The sequence below is a fragment of the uncultured Empedobacter sp. genome (assembly GCF_937930195.1).
In the GTDB taxonomy this organism is placed as follows: Bacteria; Bacteroidota; Bacteroidia; order Flavobacteriales; family Weeksellaceae; genus Empedobacter; species Empedobacter stercoris.
In genome coordinates, this window is record NZ_CALGVK010000184.1 from 12,543 (window position 1) to 34,515 (window position 21,973).

Consider the following 21,973-nt stretch of genomic DNA (forward strand, 5'->3'; position numbering starts at 1 on the left):
TTCTATGAAATTATTAAAACACCACAAAAACATTGTCACAAAATTAATTTTAAGAAAAAGTAACGTGTAATATTATGATAATGGAAGTGGAAAAAACCCCAAGAGAAGAGTTGATCGAACAACGTATCATCAATTCTGAAACTCGTATTTTCAAAGCTGTTTTTCCAGGAGATACAAACCATCACAACACCATGTTTGGCGGATCAGTCATGTATCTGATGGATGAAATTGCTTTTATGACAGCAACTCGTTTTTGTCGTAAACCTATTGTTACAGTAAGTAGTGATAAAATTGATTTTAAACATTCTATTCCTGCCGGAACTATTGTCGAAATGGTTGGTAAAGTTGTTCGTGTTGGTCGTACAAGTTTGGATGTACAAATTGATATATTCATCGAAAGTATGTACAGAGATGGCCGCGAAAAAGCGATTACTGGAACATTTACGTTAGTTGCTATTAACGAAAACAAAAGACCAGTTCCTGTTATTGACTAACAACGAACTATAAAAAGCTAAAATCCTTTATCTAAGAGATAAAGGATTTTTTTTCGTTTTTAATTATATAATTGATAATATTCTTAAGGTTTCTTAGTTTTACACTAAACACAAAAAAATGAAATTACCTTTTGCCGAACCATTTCGTATAAAAATGGTCGAAGAAATTTATCAATCTACTCCAGAAGAGCGCGAAAAGTGGATCGAAGAAAAAGACTACAACCTATTTAATCTTGAAAGCCATAAAGTATTTATCGATCTATTAACCGATTCAGGAACTGGAGCTATGTCGGATAAACAGTGGTCTGAGATGATGACTGGAGACGAAAGTTACGCAGGTTCTCAATCATTCTTGAAACTAAAAGAAACAATCAATACAATTACAGGTTTCAAATTTCTTTTACCTACTCATCAAGGTCGTGCAGCGGAAAATGTATTATTTTCGGCACTTGTTAAAGAAGGTCATGTGGTTCCTGGAAATTCACATTTTGACACAACAAAAGGACACATTGAATTTAGAAAAGCACATGCCATTGATTGTACAATTGACGAAGCATTTGATAGCGAATTGATTCATCCATTCAAAGGAAATATCGATTTACAAAAGCTTGAAAATGTCTACAAAGAATATGGCAAAGAAAAAATTCCATTTACTTTAATCACGGTAACGTGTAATTCTTCTGGTGGTCAACCTGTATCTATGGAGAACATTCGTCAAGTACGTGAACTATCTAATCAGTATGAAATTCCTGTCTTTTTTGACGGTGCTCGTTTTGCTGAAAATGCATACTTCATCAAAGAAAGAGAAGAAGAATTTAAGCAGAAAACAATTAAAGAAATTGTTTTGGAAATGTTTTCTTTTGGGGATGGAATGACGATGTCTGCAAAAAAAGATGGTTTGGTAAATATCGGTGGATTTATTGCACTGAATAACGAAGAGCTATATAAAATTTGTGGAAATTTTGGAATTATATACGAAGGATATTTAAGTTATGGAGGATTAGCTGGACGCGATTTAGCTGCCTTAGCACAAGGTTTACAAGAATCAACAGAATATTCGTACTTACAATCTCGTATCAAACAGATCGAATATTTAGGAAATAAATTAATCGAATATGGAATTCCGATTCAACAACCAATTGGAGGACATGCTATTTTTGTAGATGCTGTAAAATTCTTGCCAAACGTCCCGCGCGAAGAATTCCCTGCACAAACTTTAGGAATTGAATTGTATAAGGAAGCTGGAATTCGAGGTGTAGAAATTGGAACTATTTTGGCTGATCGTGATCCTGAAACAAGAGAAAATCGTTATCCAAAGTTAGAATTGTTGCGTTTAGCCATTCCAAGACGTACTTATTTCCAAAGTCACATGGATTATATCGCAGTAGCATTGAAGAATATTTTCGATCGCCGAAATGAGATTAATTCAGGTTATGAAATTTCGTGGGAATCAGAAATCTTACGACATTTTACCGTTAAATTAAAAAAGAAATAAACAAAAAATCCTTCAGAAATTCTGAAGGATTTTTTTGATATTACCATCTCCAATCGCCTGAAATACGAAGTGGAGTTTTTAAATTTCCTTTGATTAAAGCTTCTTTTATTTCAAGTTCAGACCAATGATTAGAAGGTATTTGATCAAGATTACTTAATTGGTATAACAAATAGGTTTCTAAAATGACATTATTTTTTAAGCCAACTTCTTCTACATAATCAAACGTATCACAATTGGCGTGGTAACAATCTAAAGCACCTTTTGTAAATTGACTATCTGACAAACCTATAATTGGCACACCTTGTAACATAAAAGGCTGATGATCCGAATGTAAACCGATACTTACATATGTACTCGATTTAAAATCTGGAATTACTTTTTGGACATCTTTCGCATATGCTGATAAAATTGGCAAACTGCTTTCCATTGTCGAATAATAGGATTTTGGATTAGTTGTCATGTCCATATTTGACATCACTTTTATTTGATGAATTGAACCATCTTTCATTGCTTGATTCACATAATGTTTAGAACCAATCAATCCAACTTCTTCTCCCATAAATAGAACAAACTCTATTGTTCGCTCATTTTTCAATTGAAGTTTTTTGAACGTTCTTGCTACATCAATCACAGAAAAACTTCCCACTCCATTATCTATAGCTCCCGTAGCTAAATCCCAACTATCTAAATGACCTCCTAAAACAATTTTTTCGTCTGGATATTTAGTTCCAATTTTCGTGGCAATAATGTTGCGACCTTTCATTTGTCCAACATCATTTTTCATTTCTATTTTTGCAACTTCCTTTCCTTTCTTTAAATTTTCTTTGATTTTCAATCCGGCTTCTAAACTGATATTAAGTGCAGGAATCTTGATAATTTCTCCCGTAACCGAAGCAGTACCTGTTAATAAAATTTCTCCTGGAGCACGATTAAACAAAATAATTCCTTTTGCTCCATATTTTTCTGCTAAAGCAGTTTTTTCGGAGCGATGCAGATTCTCAACTTCTTTTGGTGTCCCTTCTAATAAACCAAGTGCAGCGAAAACAATTTTACCTTTTACTTGATCACCAATTTGTTTGTAATCGTCTTGTAAACCATTTCCCAAATCAATCAATTCACCAGAAAGTTTGACTTTTGCAGGCGAATGTGCTAACGCAACCGCTTCGATTGATTGATGATTAACTTTAAGATCTAAACTCTTACGATTCCACCCATTAAAAGTAAATGCCTGAAAAACAATATCATAACCATAAGAACGCAATAAATTTGCAGCATATTCTTCTGCTTTCTTTCCATTTTCTGTTCCTGTTGCACGATGCCCAATCGTTTCGGTTGCTTTTTTTAATTGTTGATAAGCCTCCGAATTTTGTTTTACTTCGTTATTTATCAACGTTAAAATTTGTTCATTCGTTTGAGCTGATAAACTCATGGTTGCAGTAATTAAGCCAAGTGAGAATAATAATTTCGATTTCATGTGTGAGTATTTCCATAAACTTAAAAATGTTTTGGAAAATAATTGATAAAAATTAACTAAAATTTTTATTTTATTTTGAAAGATAGATCATTACTTCCACAATAATTTCAATTCAACTTTATACTGTCCAGCATAAGGTTTTGCATTTGTAGGCTTTTCTGAAATAGAAAATTGATAAACACCACGTGCAGGTAACTCGAAAATCGTTTCTTTTCCGAAAGGTCCTCCTTTTATAGAATCTGCAGGTCCTTTGATATGATTAATACGAATATTAGCCATTGAATCTTGTGCTGATACTTTAATCCAAACTTTTTTGGCTGAATCCGAATTAAACGTAAATGTATTCGTTTGTCCCGCTACTTTAGTAGGTTCTGCATTTGCTTTTGCATAACTAATAACCAAATCTTCGGTTGTATTATTGAGACTTAACGGAACAATTTTATCCGTATTTGAAATAGTTTTTCGGCTCGGTTTTTCAACTATTTTATTAGAGGTTTTTAGAGTTTTTTCTTCCTCTTTCATCACATCCTCTACAATTGGTTTATCTTGTTTAGCTAAATCCTTGTATGCCGAATCAATCCCTATTTTGCTTGGATAAATTGTCGGCGTAGATTTGTCATCACAACTATAAAAACACAATAAAGCAATAAAAGCAATAAAATTCCATTTCATAACAGCAAAATTCTGTTGTAAAAGTAACTATTTTAACTGCAATTTCAAGGTATAATTTCCTTCAAAAGGATCTCCTTGCATTAAACTTTCTCCAATTCTAATTTGGTACAAACCTTTTTCTGTCAAATCATAATTGATTTCTTTTCCAAAAGGTCCATCACTTTCGTTATTAGGTGAAATAATTTGGTTGATTCGAATATTTGCTTGATTATTTTGTGGAATAATTTGAATAAATACTGATTGAGAAGAATCATTACGAAAACTAAATATTTGATTTTCATTTGCATGTTTTTCTATCTCAAAATCGCCTTTTCCATTCATAAGTTTTAATTCTGAATGATCTGAAATTTCTGGAATTCTTAATGCAATTTCTTTTACAAAAGAACTATTTTTCCCTTCTTTCTGGACAGGTTGTCCCACTTTAATAGGTTCATTTTTAGTCATGCAATAAAAAACAATAGCAGCAATAGCTAATGATAGGAGGATAATAGGAGTATATTTTTTCATTATTGTAAATTTGTATTTTAACGAATTACAAATTCTGAACCAAACTTATGTTGTTTTACGAAAATAATGGAGACGGAAAAGCAATTGTCTTTTTACATGGTTTTTTAGAAAATCATAAAATATGGAATCGATTAAAAAATGATTTGATAGAACATTTCCAAATCATTACAATTGATTTACCCGGTCATGGAAATTCTGAAAACATTGGTGAAGTGAACACTATGGAAGAAATGGCAGAAGAAGTGATTGCTGTTTTAGATGAGCTAAAAATTGAACAAGCAACTTTTGTTGGGCATTCGATGGGTGGTTATGTAACTTGTGCTTTGGCTGAACTTTTTCCTGAACGAACAGAGAATATCGTTTTGATTAATTCTTCTACATTAGCGGATGATGAAGCTAAGAAAAATCAACGATTGAAAGCATGTAATACAGCGAAAAGAAATTTTAACACATTGGTTAATTTTAGTATGCCCTCTTTATTTGCCGCTCATCATCGAGATAAATTTAGAGAGGATTTAAAATTTGTAAAAGAAATAGCTTTAACAACCTCTATCGAAGGTGTTTGTGCGGCTTTGAAAGGAATGCGAGAGCGACCAGATCGTTCTTCAATTTTATACGATTTTAAAGGTGAAATTTATATTATGGTCGGTTTAAATGATGAAACAGTTAATCCTGAACTATTTCTAACACGAATACCTGATTTACCAACTATTCATCTTTCTAAATTAGATGGTGGACACATGGCTTTTATCGAAAATTATGAAGAAGTTTTATCACTCTTAAAATCAATTTAGCGTTTTCGCATAAAAAACTCTTTCATCAATTGGCTACATTCATCTTCCATAACTCCAGCTACGATTTCAGTTTTTGGATGTAGCTCTCCAATCTTTGCTTTAAAACCTCTTTTATCATCAGAAGCACCATACACAACTTTCGAGATTTGACTCCAATACAAAGCGCCACCACACATCACACAAGGTTCTAAAGTAACGTATAAAGTACAATCTTGTAAATATTTTCCACCCAAATAATTCGCTGCAGAAGTTATCGCTTGCATTTCGGCATGAGCCGTAACATCGGTTAACGTTTCGGTTAAATTATGTGCTTTTGCTATAATTTTATTGTTGCAAACAATGACAGCTCCAACTGGAATTTCGTCTCTTTCGAAAGCTGTTACAGCTTCGTTAAAGGCTATTCGCATAAAATATTCGTCGGTAAAAAGATTTTCCATTTGATTAAATTTAAACGCAAAATTAATCATTTCCAACTTGGATATTCGATACATTTGCACAAATTGAAGACTCCAATTATGAATCAATCAAAATATATCATCGCAGCCATTATAACTTACTTTATTTGGGGCTTTTTTAGTTTTGGTTTAAAACCTATTGCGGATTATCCTCCTTTGGATATTCTATTTTTTAGATTATACGTTTCGGTTTTCTTTTTAGTGCTAATAAACGTTGGTTTTAGACGAAGTAAAATGAAAGCTGACTGGAATTTGTTCAAATCTTTTGACAAAAAGAAACAAAAAAAATTAGGAAGCTTAATTGTTGGTGGTTCTGTAATTTTAATGACTAATTGGTTGATGTTTATCATCGTGATGAATCATATTAGCGTACAAGCAGCCTCGCTTTCTTACTTGGTTTGTCCAATTATAACCACCGTATTAGCTTTTATCATTCTGAAAGAACATTTGACCAAAATAAAATGGATTGCTGTTGGAATTAGTCTTTTAGCGTGCTTAATCCTTTCTATAGGTCATTTATTAGACTTAGTTTATAGCTTAATTGTAGCTTGTACTTTTGCATTATATATTATTATTCAACGAAGTTTGAATGTTTTCGATAGTTTCAATCTCTTAATGACCCAATTATTAATCGTTGCAATTTTGATGTTGCCGTTGGTTTTCATTTTTTCAGGACCTATTCCGACCGAAACAATTTTTTACCAATGCATTCTGATGATTGTTGTGTTATTCACAATTATTCCTATGTTCTTGAATAATTTTGCTTTGAAAGGAATCGATTCCTCTACGGTCGGCATTTTAATTTACTTGAATCCAATTATGAATTTCGCTTTGGCAATTTTTTATTATAATGAAGTTGTAGCTCCAATGCAAATGATTGGTTATAGTCTAATTCTTTTAGCAATTATCGTTTTCAATTCGAAAACAATTTTTAAATTAAAAAACATAAAAAAATCCGAAGCTTAGCTTTCGGATTTTTTATTACTATAAAGAAGTAACTATTTGATGTAAACAGAATTTGGTCCAACACCTGTTGTAATCGCTGGATGCTTAAGACCTCCTTGCGCATTCTGAATTAACAAACGACCACTTGATTTGAAATCTTTTGCATCTAAAATATAGAACGTATCGCCTTCTACATTAAATCCATACACATTATCTGCACCTGTAATATAGTCTGCTTTCGTTGGTAAATTTGTTGCATTTAAAGCCATTGAATAAACAGAATTATTCAAAATATAATACAATTTATTATTTTTCGCGACCAAGAAATCTGGATGTTCTCCTTCAGGGAAATTCATTTCTAATTTGTCTTCACTTGCAAGATTGTATCGAACTAATTTCCCTTTTGATGGTGTCCCCCAAGAAACACCTTGCGAAAGCACATATAAATTTCCGTTCTGAATCGTTAAATCAGTCGGAACTTCTCCAACATTAACTGTTTTTCTATCTGATGTTTTAAGGTCAATAATTGAAACTGTTTTACCAATTCCCCAACCTCCTTTTTGTGCAACGTACAATTTTCCATTTTCAAGAATCATCTTTTCTGGACCTTCATCCACCGAATATTTTTCAACAAAAGATAAATCACTCATCTTATATTTTGCAATAAAATCATCAGTAGAAACAGCTGGATCTCCCCAATTAGAAATATACAAGAAATCATTATCAGCAACCACGTAACGAGGATTGTTCATTGTTGAAGAAGAAGGAATCGTATTTACCTTTTTAAACGTTGTATGATCAACAATTTCTACTTTATTCGATGCATTAACAACGATATATGCTTTATTTCCTTTAAAAAAAATACTTTGTCCAACTGATCCTAATTGAGCCCCTGCATTTGCAGTTTTGAAAATATCTTGAATTGGATTTGTTGTACTTACATCTTTAGTTGGATCAAAATAAGTAATATCCGAATTAGACGAGTTCATATTTCCTTCGTTCAAAACAAAAACTCCCTTCGAATAGTTCCCATTTTCAGGGTCGTTGCTTGGTCCATCATCATCATTTGAACACGATTGTAAAAAAACTCCAGCTAAAGCGATAAACGCAATAGATTTAAATTTTATCATAGTTTTAAAATTTTATTTGTATTTGTAAAGTATAATTTATGCCTGGTTGCCAACGGTTTTCTTGTGTTTGGTAATGTTGATTAAACACATTATTCACTCTAATAAAAACGCTATAAAGTGGTGAAATCGTATAACTTAACCCTAAATTAGTTACCCAAAAATTATCAATTATTTTTTCTTCTTCCGAATCAGAAAAGACTTTACTTGTGTAACTGTTTTGAACAAAAGCAGATAACTGTTTGTACGTATATTGTGCACTTGACGTCCATTTGTGACGAGGCGAATACATTAGTTCTTTGTTTTTCGATTTGTCTTTTGTTCTTGTGAATCCGTAAGTTGTATTAAATGTAAAAGCATTCCATTTGTAATCTCCTATCAATTCAAAACCATAGGTTTCGGCTCGGTTAACATTTCGAGGAATCCAATACGAAGAGTTCGATTGACTCGGAATCCATTGAATCATATCACTCAATTTATTGTAAAAAATATTGGTTTGAATGTTTAAATTTTTACTGATAAAATCATTCCCAATTTCGAATTGATAAGCCGATTCTGATTTCAAATCTGGATTTCCTCCCGTTTTCCAAAACAAATCATTGTAGGTTGGATTTCTGAAATTTTTCGAAATATTTCCTCTTAATTGATAGGAATTGATAGGACGATAATTGAAGCCTAAAGAATAAATAAAAGGATTTTGATATTGGTTAGAAAAATCTTGGCGAACACTCGCTTCATACGCAAAATGATCCGATAATTTATGTTTTGCAATCAACGCAAAATTGAGTGAATTTTGATCACTTTTGCTCAAATTATTTCCACTTCCTTGATTATAATTTGCTTCGGATGAAATCGCTACTTCAAAATTAGATGTCAATTGATGATTCAAATAATATTTCAATACATAATTATCAACCTCTAAATCGTCAGAATATGTATGGTGAATGTTGTTGAAAAAACTACTTTCTTCTCTTACATAAGCCAACTTTAATTGCGATTGCCACGTTTCAGTTGGATTAAAATTCCATTCCGTCATCACACGATAATCGTTATTGTCGTAACCCGAAGGCGTAGAACCTATATCAACCAATGGAAATTCTCGGCTACCAAAATTAAACATCGAATATAGTTTTAATTCATTTTTCGAATCGATTTTATACCCAAAATTGGCATTTATCGTATTGAAATAATATTTTCCGTTCAAGTTCTTCTTCATAAAATTTGGAATCGAATAATCGTTATCCGATTGACTTCTTACATAAGCTAAAGAAGAACTTAATTTTTCTGTACTATAGTTGAGTTTATATTTTCCAGACCATGTATCAAAACTTCCATAACCCAAACTTATTTTTTGATTAAGACCTTTATTGTATTCAGTCTTATTCAGCAAGTGAATTGTTCCACCTATTGCCCCTGTTCCATATGCGATACTTCCGCCACCAGGTTTTACAATCATTCCGTCAAAAGAATTGCTCGTAAATAAATTAAAATCAGTTTGTCCAGTTGTTTGCGAATTAACATTAATTCCATTCCAAACAACAGCGGTGTGCGAAGCCAAAGTTCCACGAAAAGAGGGAGAAGAAACCATTCCTCTACCATTTTCTTTAAAATACAGCGGTGTTTGCGCTTGCAAAACTTGGGTAAGTTGATTCGGATTTTGCTCTAAAATACTATCATTGAGTTTGATTACACTTTGCGATTTATAATGATTTTTGAGAAAAACATCATTCATAATCAAAGGCTTCAAACTGATGGTATCTGTCTGTGCGAAAGCAATTCCTGCAATCAAATTAAAACAAAGAAAAAAATTTTTCATATTAAAAAGCTGTTTTTCCTCCGAAAACATTTTCTATTCATTCGTTATCAATGGCAGGTTTCCTGACTTGTTCTCACTTTTTATATCCTTCCCGATTTCTCAGTGGATTTGTAGTAAAAAGATAGGGAGAATTTACAGTTGCGGGGACAGTTTTGGAATTGAACCAAATTCCCTTTTAACTCACTCGTTGAGCACCATTTTGTGCAAATGTAAAGAAAAGTGCTTGAAATATGAATACGTGATTGTTAAATCATTAAAATCAAATCAATAATTGAATACTTTTTCAATTATTTTCTGTCCCAAATTGTCACTCGATTTATTGGGATTTTTTATTGAATAAATTCGTTTTAAATAATTCACAAGTTTTTTATTACATTTGCTTTAGGAAAAAATATAATAAAAGAACGAAATCGCATAAAATGGCTATAAAAACATTTAGAGAAGTAATCGCAGAGGCAATGAGTGAAGAAATGCGTCGCGATGAATCTGTATTTTTAATTGGAGAAGAAGTAGCAGAGTATAACGGCGCCTACAAAGCTTCGAAAGGAATGTTAGACGAATTTGGTCCAGAACGTGTAATAGATGCACCAATCGCAGAAGCTGGTTTTTCTGGTATTGCAATTGGTTCTACAATGACAGGATGCCGTCCAATCGTAGAATACATGACGTTCAACTTTTCATTAGTATGTATTGACCAAATTATCAATAACGCCGCTAAAATTTATCAAATGTCAGGAGGGCAATTTAACTGTCCAATTGTTTTTAGAGGACCTACTGCTTCTGCAGGACAATTAGGTGCAACGCATTCACAAGCTTTTGAAAATTGGTATGCCAATGTACCAGGTCTTAAAGTGGTTGTCCCTTCTAATCCTTATGATGCAAAAGGTTTATTAAAATCTGCAATTCGTGACAACGATCCAGTTATTTTTATGGAATCTGAACAGATGTATGGAGATAAAATGGAAATGCCAGATGAAGAGTACACAATCGAAATTGGTAAAGCAGAAATCAAACGAGAAGGAACAGACGTAACCTTGGTTTCTTTCGGTAAAATTATTAAGCAAGCTTATCTTGCTGCTGATGAATTAGCAAAAGAAGGAATTAGTGTAGAAGTTATTGACTTGCGTACAGTTCGTCCATTAGATTATGATACGATTTTTAAATCGGTGAAGAAAACAAATCGTTTGGTTGTTTTAGAAGAAGCATGGCCTTTCGCTTCAGTTGCTTCAGAAATTACCTATATGGTTCAACAAAAAGCATTCGACTATTTAGATGCGCCGATCAAACGTATTACAACTAAAGATACCTCAGCACCTTACGCTCCAAACTTGTACGAATCTTGGATTCCAAATGCAAAAGATGTTATTGAAGCTGTAAAATCAGTTATGTATAAATAATATTAAGATTATCAACTATATTTGTAAAGTCTAGCATACATTTTGCTAGGCTTTATTTTTTTTAACCAAATCTCATAAATGAAAAGTTATATAACAGCTTTTTTTATAGTTGTTCTAGCCTCTCTACAGGCACAAGTAAAAATTCAAGGTAAAGTAATAGATGCTGAAACCTTGAAGCCAATTCCTTATGCAGATATTCGATTACCTGAACTAAAAGTTAGTGCAACATCAAATTCTGATGGTACATTTTATATCGAATCTACTTCTAATGCAGAAAAAATAGTCATTTCGAAAAGTGGTTATGAAATTTCGGATTATATCATCGAAAATAAAATCGATTATAATTTCATTGCGCAATTATTTTTAGCGGAAGAAGAAGGACAAGAAATTGATAATAATCAATCAGTTGATTTACAAGAAGCTGTTGTTTCGGCAAAGAAAAAGCGTCTTAAAAAGAAAGAAAACCCTGCCTACGCTATTTTAAGAGAGGTTTGGAAACGTAAAAAGAAAAACGGTTTAAAGCTAACGCCACATTATCAATATGATGAATATGAGAAGTTGCAATTTGATATCAGCAATATCGACTCAACTTTTATGAAGCGTAAGATTTTCAAAGGAATGGAATTTGTATTTGAAAAAATTGATACATCTTCTATTAATGGAAAAACATATTTACCCGCTTTTCTGAATGAATCAATTTATAAAATAGCTGGTATCAATCAACCTTCTACAAAAGAGCGTCGCGAATTAATTGCCAATAAAACATCTGGATTCGAGAACAATGAAATTGTAGCATCAACAGTAAAAAATCTTTTCCGTGATGTAGATATTTACGATAATCGAGTTAATATTTTAGATATCAAATTTGTGAGTCCCATTGCCACTGATGGTTTTGCTGTGTACGATTATGAACTGAAAGATACTGTAGACGTTGACGGTGTAGAATCTTATCGAATCAAATATTATCCACGTCGAGAAGGTGAACTAACGTTCAAAGGTGAATTATTTATTTCGAAAGATGCTTACGCAGTAAAAGAAGTTGTGATGGAAACGACGAAAGAAATCAATGTAAATTTTGTACGCAATATTTTCATGAATCTGCAATACGACATTCCAAACGACTCTATTTTCTATCCAAAGAAAGAATATGCGATGTTAGACATGTCTTTGTTGAGTAAAAAGGAAAGTGCAAAAGGAATTTTTGCGCATAAAACGGTTAATTATTACAACTACGATTTCAATACAACGCATCCCGAAGCATATTATTACGAAAGATTAGATCCTGCAAAAGCTTCTTTAAACGAAAAAGATAATCAATTTTGGGCAGAAAGTCGTCCTGAGACTTTAACAAAAGATCAAGAAGGAATTTACGAAACATTAGAACAATTAAATAAAGTTCCAAAATTTAATAATATTGTAAAAGCTATTGAAGTTCTTGGTTCTGGTTATTACAACGTTGGAAACGCTATTGATATCGGAAATTTATATTCGTCTTTTGGATATAACCAAATCGAAGGTTTCCGTCTAAGAGCTGGAGCACGTACTTATTTTTCGCAAAATGATATGTGGCGCGCACAAGGATTTATGGCCTATGGTTTTGGTGATAATAAATTCAAATACGGAGCCGATTTCCGTTATATGTTTAACAAATACAATCGTTTTCAAGTCGGAATTGGAACAAAGCGAGATGTAGAACAATTGGCTGCTTCTTTAACCTCATCTGATGGAATTATGACGCGTAGTTTTGCTTCTTCATCTATTATTAATCAAGGAGACAATACTTTTTTGAGTAATAATAATTTGACAAACATCTATACTTCGATAGAGCCATGGAAAAACGTTACATTTCGTGTTGATGGAAATTATCAACTGATAAAGCCTGCGGATGCGCAACAATTTTCGATAGCTTACGAAAAGAATGGTCAACTAAAAGAAACCTTGACAAACTCAAGTGTGAGTGTTTCGATTATTGCTCGTCCAGGTGCTAAATATTCGCAATATGGAATTGATCGTTACGAAATGACTACACTTGCACCAACGTTGATGTTACGTTACACAAAAGGTTTAAAAGGTGTCATCAATTCAGATTTTGAATACGATAAATTACAATTCTTATATACACAACCTATTTTGATTGGATCATTTGGTAAATCGTTGGTAACAGTAGAAGCAGGAAAAACATTTCAAGGTGTTCCACTCTCATTAATGAGTGCAATACCCGGTAATGAAAGTTATGGACAAGTGTATGGAACGTTTTCTCAGTTAGATTATTATGAATTTGTAACTGATCAATATGCGACAATGAACTGGGAGCACCACTTTAATGGTTGGATTTTGAACAAAGTTCCCTTAATCAAAAAATTAAAATTAAGAGAAGTTGGCTTCTTACGTGCAGCATACGGAGATATTTCCGAAAAAAGTAAAGCAATCAATCATTCCACAATAGAATACTTTGCACCTAATCAACAAATCTACTATGAATACGGGTTTGGAATCGAAAACATTGGTTTTGGAAACATTAGACCTATTCGAGTTGATTTTAATTGGCGTGGAAATTATAATAATTTGCCAGATGTTCGTAAATTTGGCGTCACAATCGGTTTAGATTGGAGTTTTTAGAGAATAAATAATAAAAAAAGAATATTACAATGACTTTTGATGCAATTATAGAAATCCCAAGAGGATCTCGTAATAAATACGAAATGGATCACGAAACAGGAAGAATTCGTTTTGATCGCGTTTTGTATTCACCAATGTTTTACCCAGCAGACTACGGATTTGTTGAAAATACTTTAGCATTGGATGGTGACCCAATTGATGTATTAGTTTTCTTAACTGAGCCAACTGTACCAGGTTGTGTTATCGAAGTTAAAACAATTGGTGTTTTAAACATGTCTGACGATAAAGGTCGTGACGAAAAATTAATTTGTGTACCAGTTGCTGATCCAACTTGGAACCAATTAGAAAGTTTAGATGATATGAACCCTCATACATTAAAAGCGGTTGAGCATTTCTTCAAAACTTACAAAGATTTAGAAAATAAAACTTGTATCGTAGAAGGATATGGTGATAAAGCGCAAGCTGAACAATTATTACAAGAAGCAAAAGATCGTTTCGTTCCTGCTCACTAAGAAATAGATTATTATTTTCATATCAATAGTCCTCATTTTTTGAGGACTATTTTATTTTGAACTATTTTATTGATAAATAATTTCAAAAATCGCTTTTTCTTTCTAATTTCATTCCTAATTAATACTTAGTGAAATTATGAAGAAATCTTTTACACTTTCCTTAGCGCTGCTTGGGCAGATGATTTTTGCTCAATATGCTACACCAAACGATGGAAAAACATACCGTATTGCTGATCTTGATGCTTTAACAGATGTCATCACTTTCGATCAAACAACAAATCGTTATGAATTAACAGATGATTTAACGATTTCTGTAAATGACACATTTTTATCTGATACAGATTATACCTTAGTTATTGCTGATGGGAAACTTATAACCATTGCCGGAACAATAGATGTTAATGCGCCAAAAGAAGTGTTGTTTACATCCGACAATCCAGGAACTACTTATTTTAAAGGAATTCGAATAGAAGAAGGTGCAACTGCCAGTTTCAATCATTTCAAAATGGTTTATGGTGGAGGAATTCGTTCTCTAAACGAATCTTTTATCATGAACAACTCTGAAATTTCTTATCAATATGGTGGAATTTCTACCGGAGGAGCAATTAATTTTTCTCGTGGAAATCCTATCATTAAGAACTCAACGTTCAAATTCAATAAAACTCCCGTTGTCGGTTCAGGAGCCAATCAATCTGTTGCTTTAACGTTTGAAAATAATCATTTAGAAGGCAACAATCAAGACAATTCTAATCGTCCTCAAATTAATATGGGACCAAGTGGCAACAATCCTACGATTATTCGTGGAAATACAATTATTGGAGATCGAGAAAAAACTCGAGTTGGAGGAATTTCCGTTTCAAGTTTATTAGGTGTAACGAACGAAGCAATTATCGAAAATAATACAATTCGCAACAACCGATATGGAATTACCATTTCTGGAGGAAACTCGAAAGGAAAAATCATCGGAAATATTCTCGAAGATAATAATACAGAAACAAATCCTACGAATGGTGGAAGCGGAATTTCAATTTATCTTGCTTCAAATCCTACAACAAATGTCATTGATATTTTCGACAATCAAATTCGTGGAAGTTTATGGGGAATTACGAATATCGAGAAAGGTGCTTTTATCAACTTAGGTACTGCTGAACGCCCTGGTAATAATATTTTCTCGAACAATGGAAATGGCGGAATTAATTATGCTTTATACAATAATTCTGTCAACGATGTGTCTGCAGTTGGAAATTGCTGGATAGAAAATCAAAAATCATCGGAACAACAAGTAGAAAATGTTATTGTTCACCAAAAAGATGATCCGACTTTAGGATTGGTAGATTATTCTCATTTCTTGTGTAGTAATTTAGCAACTTCCGAAGTGAATTCTAAGAAATTTTCTCTTTATCCAAATCCAACCAACGGCAACTTTACTGTTGATACAAAAGAAAAATCACCTTATCAAATTTTTGATGTAAATGGTAAATTAATTCATCAAGGTGAATTAAAAATAGGACAAAATTCTATTCAGACCAATTTACCAAAAGGAGTTTATATTTTTAAAACGAATCAAACTTCTTCTAAAATTATTGTGAAGTAATTTGATTTAAATGTTAAAAAGGATATTGTTGCAAAATAATATCCTTTTTACTTATAATAGATGATATAATTTAATGAATAATTTTTTAAAACATCTTGTTTTATCATTTCTGAATTAATTTCAAAATACAAATCAACTGCTTGTTTCGTTTTTATCAAATCAAAATAACCATTTCCTTCGGGACAAAAAGGATTTTCGTAAGAAGTTTCTACACCAATAAAATAGTTTTTTGCTTCTGAAATATTGAGTTTTAAATGAACTGGAAAAATATATTTTCCTTGATAATCTTTATCAACTTCGAACCATTTTTCACCAATCAAACTTTGTTTATGACCAATCGATTGTAGAATTATTGGTTTAAAATAATAAAATTCGTTGCAATAATTCTTCTTTTTGACTTTTGATTCGAACAAAATCTCAATTGCGACAATCTCAATTTCCTTTTCTTTTGGTAGCAATAAATTTGAAAATATTTTAAGACCAAAACTTGTGTTATCAGTCAATCGTTCCACTTTTTTAAACTTTGGTCGAAACTGTTTGTAATTGGAATAATTGATCACCTCAACTTGATTGAGATTAATCGTATCCAATTGTTGAGCAAAACTCAACGTAGAAAGTAAAAAGAAAATGATGAATTTCATTATATAAAAATAAAAAAGTCTGAAACTAAATTCAGACTTTTAATTATATTATTACTCGATTATATCAAGTTCAAAACTTGTTCTAAATCTTCTAATAAATCATCTATATCTTCGATACCAACAGACAAACGAATTAAATCATCTGTGATACCAATTTCCGCACGTTTTTCTGCTGGAATAGATGCATGTGTCATTGTTGCAGGGTGATTTGCCAACGATTCTACTCCTCCTAATGATTCTGCTAAAGTGAAAACTTTCAAATTTTCTAAAATTTTGAACGCATCTTCTTTTTTTCCAGAAGTTAATGTAAATGTGACCATTCCACCGAAATCTTTCATTTGTTTTTTGGCAATTTCGTGCTGTGGATGATTTTCTAATCCTGGATAATACGTATGCGCAACTTTTGGATGAGCTTCTAAAAATCGAGCCACTTTCATTCCATTAGAACAATGACGATCCATACGAACAGCCAATGTTTTGATTCCGCGAAGAACTAAATAAGAGTCTTGTGGGCCTAAAATTCCACCCGTTGCAAATAAATTGAAGTGAACATCTGTTGCTAATTGCTCCGAATTAACGATGATTGCTCCAGCCACTAAATCAGAATGACCTCCTAAATATTTTGTTGCTGAATGCATCACAATATCAGCACCTAACTCGATAGGACGTTGCAAATATGGCGACGCAAATGTGTTATCAACCGCAACTAAAACATCTGCTTTTTTTGCTTTTGACGCATCATTTACCGCTTTGATATCAACTACCTTCATCAATGGATTTGTTGGTGTTTCAATCCAAACCATTTTTGTGTTATAATTGATCAACGCGACAACAGCCTCAACATTTGTCATATCTACGAAATGGAATTTCAATCCAAATTTCTCGTAAACACGCGTAAATAAACGGTAAGAACCACCATATAAATCGTCCATTGCGATAATTTCATCACCTGGTTTGAATAATTTCAAAACGCCATCAATTGCTGCTAAACCAGAACCAAAGGCAAAACCTGCAACTCCACCTTCGATAGAAGCTAATGCATTTTCTAAAGCAGTACGAGTAGGGTTTGCACCACGAGAATATTCGTAACCTTTATAATCTCCAGGTGAACGTTGTGCAAAAGTTGATGTCTGATAAATTGGAGTCATTACGGCTCCTGTAGATGGATCGTGTTGTTGACCACCGTGTATAGCTTTTGTATTGAATTTCATTGTGAATGTTTTAACTATAGCAAATATATGGAGTTTTCTTTATTCTCTGTTTTAAAGATTTGTTAGAAATTATTTCCGGAGATTTAACTAAACAATTCATGTAAAACTTGTAATGATTTTGGTTTCTTAAAATTATTGGTATGAATTTGATAATATTTCACCAAAATTTCGAGCAATAAAGAACGTTGTGATTGGTTAAATATATTTTTTGAATCTGCTGTAAAATTAAGTTCTAATAGTTTTTTGAACAAAACGGTTTCATCTGCTTTCAACATGTTGATGGATGAATTGGAATTTGTAAAAAAACCATTTTCTAAATCGAATAGATTTCCGTCTAATTCTAAATTGGGATAAAACCCTAAAAAATGTGTCAATTGAATCAAAAAAATCAAATGAAAATCTGCAAAATCTTCTTTTTTTTGATCAAATTCTTTTAGTGAATGTTCGATATATAGGTATAAATCTGGGTTATCGGTTTCTTCTTTCAACACTAAATTTAGAATTTCAGCCAAGAAAAAAACAATCGCCGATTTGATTGGATGAAAATGCAAGGTTTCGTAATAATAGGAAGTTTGAGCCGATTTTAAGAAAACCAATTGTTGTTCACTTGATTTGGGTTGAAAACTAAGATCTATTTCTGCAAGTGGAAAATACAAAGATGTATTTCGCTTTTTTTTAGAGAAAACGCCTTTTGCTATAAATGATTTTAAGCCAAAATCTTGGGTATAACAACGAATTATTAAACTCGTGTCACCATATTTTATGCTTGAAAGGACTACTGCTTTGGTCTCTAAAATTTTCATTATCTAACAACTGCAAGTTTCAATGTTTTAGTTTCGGTACCATCTGCATTTGTCATCAAAACTAAGTAAATTCCAGAAGCTACTGGTTTTCCTTTCGAATTGTTTGTATTCCATTCTATCACTCCTCCATCTGCTTTTTTCTCAAAAAGTAAATTTCCAACAATATCTGTAATTTTAACTAAAGCTCTATTTGGAAGATTTTTAATTGTAATATTCCCTGTATATTCTGGACGATACGGATTTGGATATGCAATTGCATCATTAAAGTTATTGGTTTCCGTCGAAACATCACCATTATAAGAAACCACTCCTTTTTCTGTTGCAAAAAATACCTTTCCTGTGGTTTCATCAATCGAAACATCGTACACTATATCAGAAGGTAAAGGCGAATTTTTAGAGGTGAAATGTAGTTTTGTTTCTTCTCCACTCTCCGAAACATAATATACACCTGCTCCATTTGTTGCAATCCATTTTCTGTTTGCATTATCAACTTTTATGGAATAAATACCCACATCTGTTAATAAGGCTTCTGGAATTCCATCTTGAATAATAACAATTGGTTCTACATTAACTGTATTATTTTTTACAGAATCGTCAGCACTATAAAGCACTACCAATCCTTGTCCTGTTCCTATCCAAAGATTATTTGTCTTATCATTTGCTATAGCTAAAACATTGTTTATTGGCAATTTGCTATTGGAAGTATTGATTGATTGAACTTTACCCAAATTTTTATCAAAAACAATTATTCCTCCATTTCTTGCAACGGGATAATAAACATATGAATCAGTAACACTAGGAGATAAAGCAACAGATTCATTCCCACTTTCTGGTCCGTACGTTATCCAAGAGTTATTTGTTCTTTTAGCATAAAATGTAACTTTCCAATCCTGCGAAAAATTACTAGGAAAAGATGCTCCAATATATAAATCGCCTAACGCATCAAATTTTACACCTGAAATTCTAGAACCTGGTATTTCTGTATTTAAAATCAACTTATACTCATCTCTACAATTAGATAAATTTGTTGAAAAATCTGTGTTGAATTCAAACAATCTTGTATTATTATCTACTTTATTAAAAGAACCTATAACAAAGTTTTTATCGTTGGTAGGATTAACAGATACAGTAGTAATGTCTCTTGCTGTTCCTAAACATTCGCTTGAAAAATGATTCCATTTTTTTCCATTGTACATAGAAAATCCATCTTCATTTTGAATCGGAGCTGTATATCCTTCTGTTCCTCCTGGTGCAATCCATACTTTGCCATTTTTTGTTGTAACCGACCAAGCTTTATTGTTAAATGGTCCATCGGGATAAAATTCTTCAAGATTAGATAAATTAATAATTCCATGATTTACTGAACCTCCATAAACAATATTATCAATTGAAATTGCAGTATTAAAATTAATTTCAGATTTAGAATAATCACCACTTCCTAAAACAGATATCTGATTATTTTGAGTAATGATTAATTTTTCATTTGATAATTTTAAATCTTCAATAAAATTAAAAGCTTCAGAAACAGGAGTTCCAGAAATTGTTTTTAATTCATTTTCTACTGAATAATAAATCTCTTTTTCAAACAATTCTATATTTGAAACATTTTGATTCAAATTTTGAACAGTCCACAAATTAATATTTGGATTATTTAATTTCTTTGAAGTTAATTCACTTGAAAAAATCCCTTTTGATGTAGCAATATAAAGTTTGTTATTTAAAATTGTTGCATCATTTACAACAGCTGTATTTGTACGTGTTGTTTCTTTAAATTCTTCATCTTTCAGATCGTAGGAAACAATCCCAAAAGCACCAGAAATAAACGCAATTCCATCATTTATAAAAATATGATTGATTTTTTTAACTCCGTTAAATCCATTCCATTTAATATCCAGCACCATCGTCGATTCACCAGATTTCAATAAATCTAATCCTCCATTTTCATAACCTACTAAAAACGAATCTGACTCTTTATCATAAGCCATTGCAGAAACTCCCACATTATTCAAAAAATTGGTTTTATTCAACTTAATCCAATCATTTGTTGGATTTTTAGGATTAAATAAGAATATCCCGTTTTCGGTACCACAATAAATTACACCATTTACTTCTTCCAACAATTTTACATTGCTGTAAGAAAAAAGATCGTTCCAACGCGCTTTATCATTTTGAGCGTTTAAACTTGTGAAAATCATGGTGATGAAAATGAACAATTTTGTCTTCATAATGCACAAAAATACTGTAATTTATAACAAAATAATTGGTTAAAAATTGTATTTATTATTACAATAAATCATAAAACTTCCCTGGAAGTGTAGAAATAATTTGTTTCAACTCCAAATCTAACAACAAAGGCATTAACTCATACGATTTCATATTCAATTCAAAAGACATTTTATCGATGTGTTGCTTTCCGTTTTTTTTCAAGTAATTTACAATCACTTTTTCATCATCAGAAATTTCAATAAATAGATCTATTTGTTTTGATTTTTTCTGTGAATTGAAATTAAAATAATCAATAATATCTTTCGAGTTTTCCACTAAATAAGCTTGATGAGATTTAATCAAATAATTACATCCAACACTTAATGCATCTGTTGTTTTTCCAGGTAAAGCAAACACTTCTCGATTGTATTCATTTGCGAATTTAGCGGTTACCAAACTTCCTCCTTTAAAAGCTGATTCTACTACTATTGTAATATCGGACAATCCTGCAATGATACGATTTCGTTGAAGAAATGATTCAGGAGCGCCAGCTTTAAAACTTGGTTGTTCAGTAATCCAACCTCCTTTTTGTAACATTTCTACTGCAATAATCTTGTGAGCTGCAGGATAAATTCGTTCGAAATTAGTTCCCATCACTGACCAAGTTACCAACTTATTTTTAAGTGCATTTGTATGCGCTTCTATATCGCAACCATACGCCAATCCACTAACAATAGTTACATCAAAATCTGCTAAACCTTCAATTAATTCAGCAATAAAACCTCGTCCATAATTGGTCATTTTTCGAGTTCCAACGATTGAAATCTTTTTATTATTAAAATGATTGAACTCTAAATTTCCTTTACAAAAAAGTACCAAAGGCGCATCAATACACTCTTTTAACAGCTGTGGATAGGTATCGTCGTAAAAAGTTAAAATACGAATATGATTATTTTCACAATATTCGATTTCGTTAAAAGCCAATTCTAACCATTTTTTTTGACCAAAATCTTTGCTTATTTGCTGACCAATTCCCGAAATTTGCATCAAATCTTTTGGTTTACAATTCCAAGCAGCTTCTGCCGAACCAAAAAATTGAATAATTTTTCGGGCTGTGATATCGCCAATTCTTTTCTGAAAAGAAAGTGCTAAAATATAAGGTAAATCGGTTTTCATTTTGTTAAATTATTAATATTAAACCAACTAAGTAGT

The 21,973-nt window shown here is 32.0% G+C and carries 19 protein-coding genes and 1 riboswitch; of the genes, 8 read left to right on the forward strand and 11 right to left on the reverse strand.

From position 1 onward, the window contains the following. Window positions 1-80: 80 nt before the first annotated feature. Window positions 81-494 (forward strand): acyl-CoA thioesterase, encoded by a 414-nt coding sequence (locus tag Q0616_RS10990; protein ID WP_171623049.1) that lies wholly within the window; start codon window positions 81-83, stop codon window positions 492-494. A gap of 118 nt (window positions 495-612) precedes the next feature. Further along, window positions 613-1,989 carry a tryptophanase gene (locus tag Q0616_RS10995; RefSeq protein ID WP_171623048.1) on the forward strand — a complete coding sequence of 459 codons (1,377 nt, stop codon included), beginning with the start codon at window positions 613-615 and terminating at the stop codon, window positions 1,987-1,989. 40 nt (window positions 1,990-2,029) lie between these two features. On the opposite strand, the gene Q0616_RS11000 is transcribed toward Q0616_RS10995, so the two are convergent. The 3 genes from Q0616_RS11000 to Q0616_RS11010 all read right to left on the reverse strand — a co-directional run bounded on the left by Q0616_RS11000 (window position 2,030) and on the right by Q0616_RS11010 (window position 4,642). Continuing rightward, complete coding sequence (locus Q0616_RS11000) at window positions 2,030-3,463, reverse strand: M28 family peptidase (RefSeq protein ID WP_298776961.1); 1,434 nt, start codon at window positions 3,461-3,463, stop codon at window positions 2,030-2,032. A gap of 90 nt (window positions 3,464-3,553) precedes the next feature. Beyond that, complete coding sequence (locus Q0616_RS11005) at window positions 3,554-4,135, reverse strand: hypothetical protein (protein ID WP_298776963.1); 582 nt, start codon at window positions 4,133-4,135, stop codon at window positions 3,554-3,556. Between the two features lie 27 nt (window positions 4,136-4,162). After that, window positions 4,163-4,642: a hypothetical protein gene (locus Q0616_RS11010; protein ID WP_260541783.1), complete on the reverse strand. Its 480-nt coding sequence runs from the start codon at window positions 4,640-4,642 to the stop codon at window positions 4,163-4,165. 47 nt (window positions 4,643-4,689) lie between these two features. Here Q0616_RS11010 and Q0616_RS11015 point away from each other — a divergent pair, with 47 nt between their 5' ends. Next, window positions 4,690-5,436, forward strand: coding sequence for an alpha/beta hydrolase (locus tag Q0616_RS11015; protein WP_260541781.1), 747 nt, complete (start codon window positions 4,690-4,692; stop codon window positions 5,434-5,436). Here Q0616_RS11015 and Q0616_RS11020 read toward each other — a convergent pair. Further along, window positions 5,433-5,873 (reverse strand): nucleoside deaminase, encoded by a 441-nt coding sequence (locus tag Q0616_RS11020; RefSeq protein WP_171623044.1) that lies wholly within the window; start codon window positions 5,871-5,873, stop codon window positions 5,433-5,435. The two genes, Q0616_RS11015 and Q0616_RS11020, sit on opposite strands and share 4 nt — an antisense overlap. Before the next feature lie 78 nt (window positions 5,874-5,951). On the opposite strand from Q0616_RS11020, the gene Q0616_RS11025 reads away from it, so the two are divergent. Continuing rightward, window positions 5,952-6,857 carry an EamA family transporter gene (locus Q0616_RS11025; RefSeq protein ID WP_286482952.1) on the forward strand — a complete coding sequence of 302 codons (906 nt, stop codon included), beginning with the start codon at window positions 5,952-5,954 and terminating at the stop codon, window positions 6,855-6,857. A gap of 32 nt (window positions 6,858-6,889) precedes the next feature. Here the strand turns inward: Q0616_RS11025 and Q0616_RS11030 are convergent, their stop codons facing one another. Both Q0616_RS11030 and Q0616_RS11035 read right to left on the reverse strand, forming a co-directional pair. Then, complete coding sequence (locus Q0616_RS11030; protein WP_188319330.1) at window positions 6,890-7,966, reverse strand: DUF5074 domain-containing protein; 1,077 nt, start codon at window positions 7,964-7,966, stop codon at window positions 6,890-6,892. Between the two features lie 4 nt (window positions 7,967-7,970). Further along, complete coding sequence (locus tag Q0616_RS11035) at window positions 7,971-9,779, reverse strand: TonB-dependent receptor (RefSeq protein ID WP_286496635.1); 1,809 nt, start codon at window positions 9,777-9,779, stop codon at window positions 7,971-7,973. A gap of 34 nt (window positions 9,780-9,813) precedes the next feature. Continuing rightward, window positions 9,814-9,993, reverse strand: a riboswitch (cobalamin riboswitch). 160 nt (window positions 9,994-10,153) lie between these two features. Here Q0616_RS11035 and Q0616_RS11040 point away from each other — a divergent pair. From Q0616_RS11040 to Q0616_RS11055, 4 genes are all read left to right on the forward strand, one after another. After that, complete coding sequence (locus tag Q0616_RS11040) at window positions 10,154-11,176, forward strand: pyruvate dehydrogenase complex E1 component subunit beta (RefSeq protein ID WP_286482965.1); 1,023 nt, start codon at window positions 10,154-10,156, stop codon at window positions 11,174-11,176. A 78-nt stretch (window positions 11,177-11,254) separates the two neighbouring features. After that, the gene (locus Q0616_RS11045) at window positions 11,255-13,795 is read left to right on the forward strand and encodes a DUF5686 family protein (RefSeq protein ID WP_298776964.1); all 2,541 of its coding nucleotides are present in this window, start codon (window positions 11,255-11,257) and stop codon (window positions 13,793-13,795) included. Between the two features lie 29 nt (window positions 13,796-13,824). Continuing rightward, window positions 13,825-14,307: an inorganic diphosphatase gene (locus Q0616_RS11050; RefSeq protein ID WP_171623038.1), complete on the forward strand. Its 483-nt coding sequence runs from the start codon at window positions 13,825-13,827 to the stop codon at window positions 14,305-14,307. A gap of 136 nt (window positions 14,308-14,443) precedes the next feature. Next, window positions 14,444-15,901 carry a T9SS type A sorting domain-containing protein gene (locus Q0616_RS11055; RefSeq protein ID WP_298776965.1) on the forward strand — a complete coding sequence of 486 codons (1,458 nt, stop codon included), beginning with the start codon at window positions 14,444-14,446 and terminating at the stop codon, window positions 15,899-15,901. Window positions 15,902-15,948: 47 nt separating this feature from the next. Here the strand turns inward: Q0616_RS11055 and Q0616_RS11060 are convergent, their stop codons facing one another. From Q0616_RS11060 to dprA, 5 genes are all read right to left on the reverse strand, one after another. Then, complete coding sequence (locus tag Q0616_RS11060; protein ID WP_298776967.1) at window positions 15,949-16,542, reverse strand: hypothetical protein; 594 nt, start codon at window positions 16,540-16,542, stop codon at window positions 15,949-15,951. Window positions 16,543-16,601: 59 nt separating this feature from the next. Beyond that, on the reverse strand, window positions 16,602-17,753 hold the full coding sequence (locus Q0616_RS11065; protein ID WP_298776969.1) for a cystathionine gamma-synthase: 1,152 nt from the start codon (window positions 17,751-17,753) through the stop codon (window positions 16,602-16,604). Window positions 17,754-17,836: 83 nt separating this feature from the next. Then, on the reverse strand, window positions 17,837-18,556 hold the full coding sequence (gene recO, locus Q0616_RS11070; RefSeq protein WP_298776971.1) for a DNA repair protein RecO: 720 nt from the start codon (window positions 18,554-18,556) through the stop codon (window positions 17,837-17,839). Further along, window positions 18,556-20,781 (reverse strand): two-component regulator propeller domain-containing protein, encoded by a 2,226-nt coding sequence (locus tag Q0616_RS11075; RefSeq protein ID WP_298776973.1) that lies wholly within the window; start codon window positions 20,779-20,781, stop codon window positions 18,556-18,558. Before Q0616_RS11075 ends, recO begins: the two co-directional genes overlap by 1 nt. Before the next feature lie 58 nt (window positions 20,782-20,839). After that, complete coding sequence (gene dprA / locus Q0616_RS11080; protein ID WP_260541766.1) at window positions 20,840-21,937, reverse strand: DNA-processing protein DprA; 1,098 nt, start codon at window positions 21,935-21,937, stop codon at window positions 20,840-20,842. Window positions 21,938-21,973 lie beyond the last annotated feature (36 nt).

Coding starts and splice junctions, on each gene's coding strand:
- Q0616_RS10990 (WP_171623049.1), top strand. CDS start 81: ATGGAAGTGGAAAAAACCCCAAGAGAAGAGTTGATCGAACAACGTATC.
- Q0616_RS10995 (WP_171623048.1), top strand. CDS start 613: ATGAAATTACCTTTTGCCGAACCATTTCGTATAAAAATGGTCGAAGAA.
- Q0616_RS11000 (WP_298776961.1), bottom strand. CDS start 3,463: ATGAAATCGAAATTATTATTCTCACTTGGCTTAATTACTGCAACCATG.
- Q0616_RS11005 (WP_298776963.1), bottom strand. CDS start 4,135: ATGAAATGGAATTTTATTGCTTTTATTGCTTTATTGTGTTTTTATAGT.
- Q0616_RS11010 (WP_260541783.1), bottom strand. CDS start 4,642: ATGAAAAAATATACTCCTATTATCCTCCTATCATTAGCTATTGCTGCT.
- Q0616_RS11015 (WP_260541781.1), top strand. CDS start 4,690: ATGTTGTTTTACGAAAATAATGGAGACGGAAAAGCAATTGTCTTTTTA.
- Q0616_RS11020 (WP_171623044.1), bottom strand. CDS start 5,873: ATGGAAAATCTTTTTACCGACGAATATTTTATGCGAATAGCCTTTAAC.
- Q0616_RS11025 (WP_286482952.1), top strand. CDS start 5,952: ATGAATCAATCAAAATATATCATCGCAGCCATTATAACTTACTTTATT.
- Q0616_RS11030 (WP_188319330.1), bottom strand. CDS start 7,966: ATGATAAAATTTAAATCTATTGCGTTTATCGCTTTAGCTGGAGTTTTT.
- Q0616_RS11035 (WP_286496635.1), bottom strand. CDS start 9,779: ATGAAAAATTTTTTTCTTTGTTTTAATTTGATTGCAGGAATTGCTTTC.
- Q0616_RS11045 (WP_298776964.1), top strand. CDS start 11,255: ATGAAAAGTTATATAACAGCTTTTTTTATAGTTGTTCTAGCCTCTCTA.
- Q0616_RS11050 (WP_171623038.1), top strand. CDS start 13,825: ATGACTTTTGATGCAATTATAGAAATCCCAAGAGGATCTCGTAATAAA.
- Q0616_RS11055 (WP_298776965.1), top strand. CDS start 14,444: ATGAAGAAATCTTTTACACTTTCCTTAGCGCTGCTTGGGCAGATGATT.
- Q0616_RS11060 (WP_298776967.1), bottom strand. CDS start 16,542: ATGAAATTCATCATTTTCTTTTTACTTTCTACGTTGAGTTTTGCTCAA.
- Q0616_RS11065 (WP_298776969.1), bottom strand. CDS start 17,753: ATGAAATTCAATACAAAAGCTATACACGGTGGTCAACAACACGATCCA.
- recO (WP_298776971.1), bottom strand. CDS start 18,556: ATGAAAATTTTAGAGACCAAAGCAGTAGTCCTTTCAAGCATAAAATAT.
- Q0616_RS11075 (WP_298776973.1), bottom strand. CDS start 20,781: ATGAAGACAAAATTGTTCATTTTCATCACCATGATTTTCACAAGTTTA.
- dprA (WP_260541766.1), bottom strand. CDS start 21,937: ATGAAAACCGATTTACCTTATATTTTAGCACTTTCTTTTCAGAAAAGA.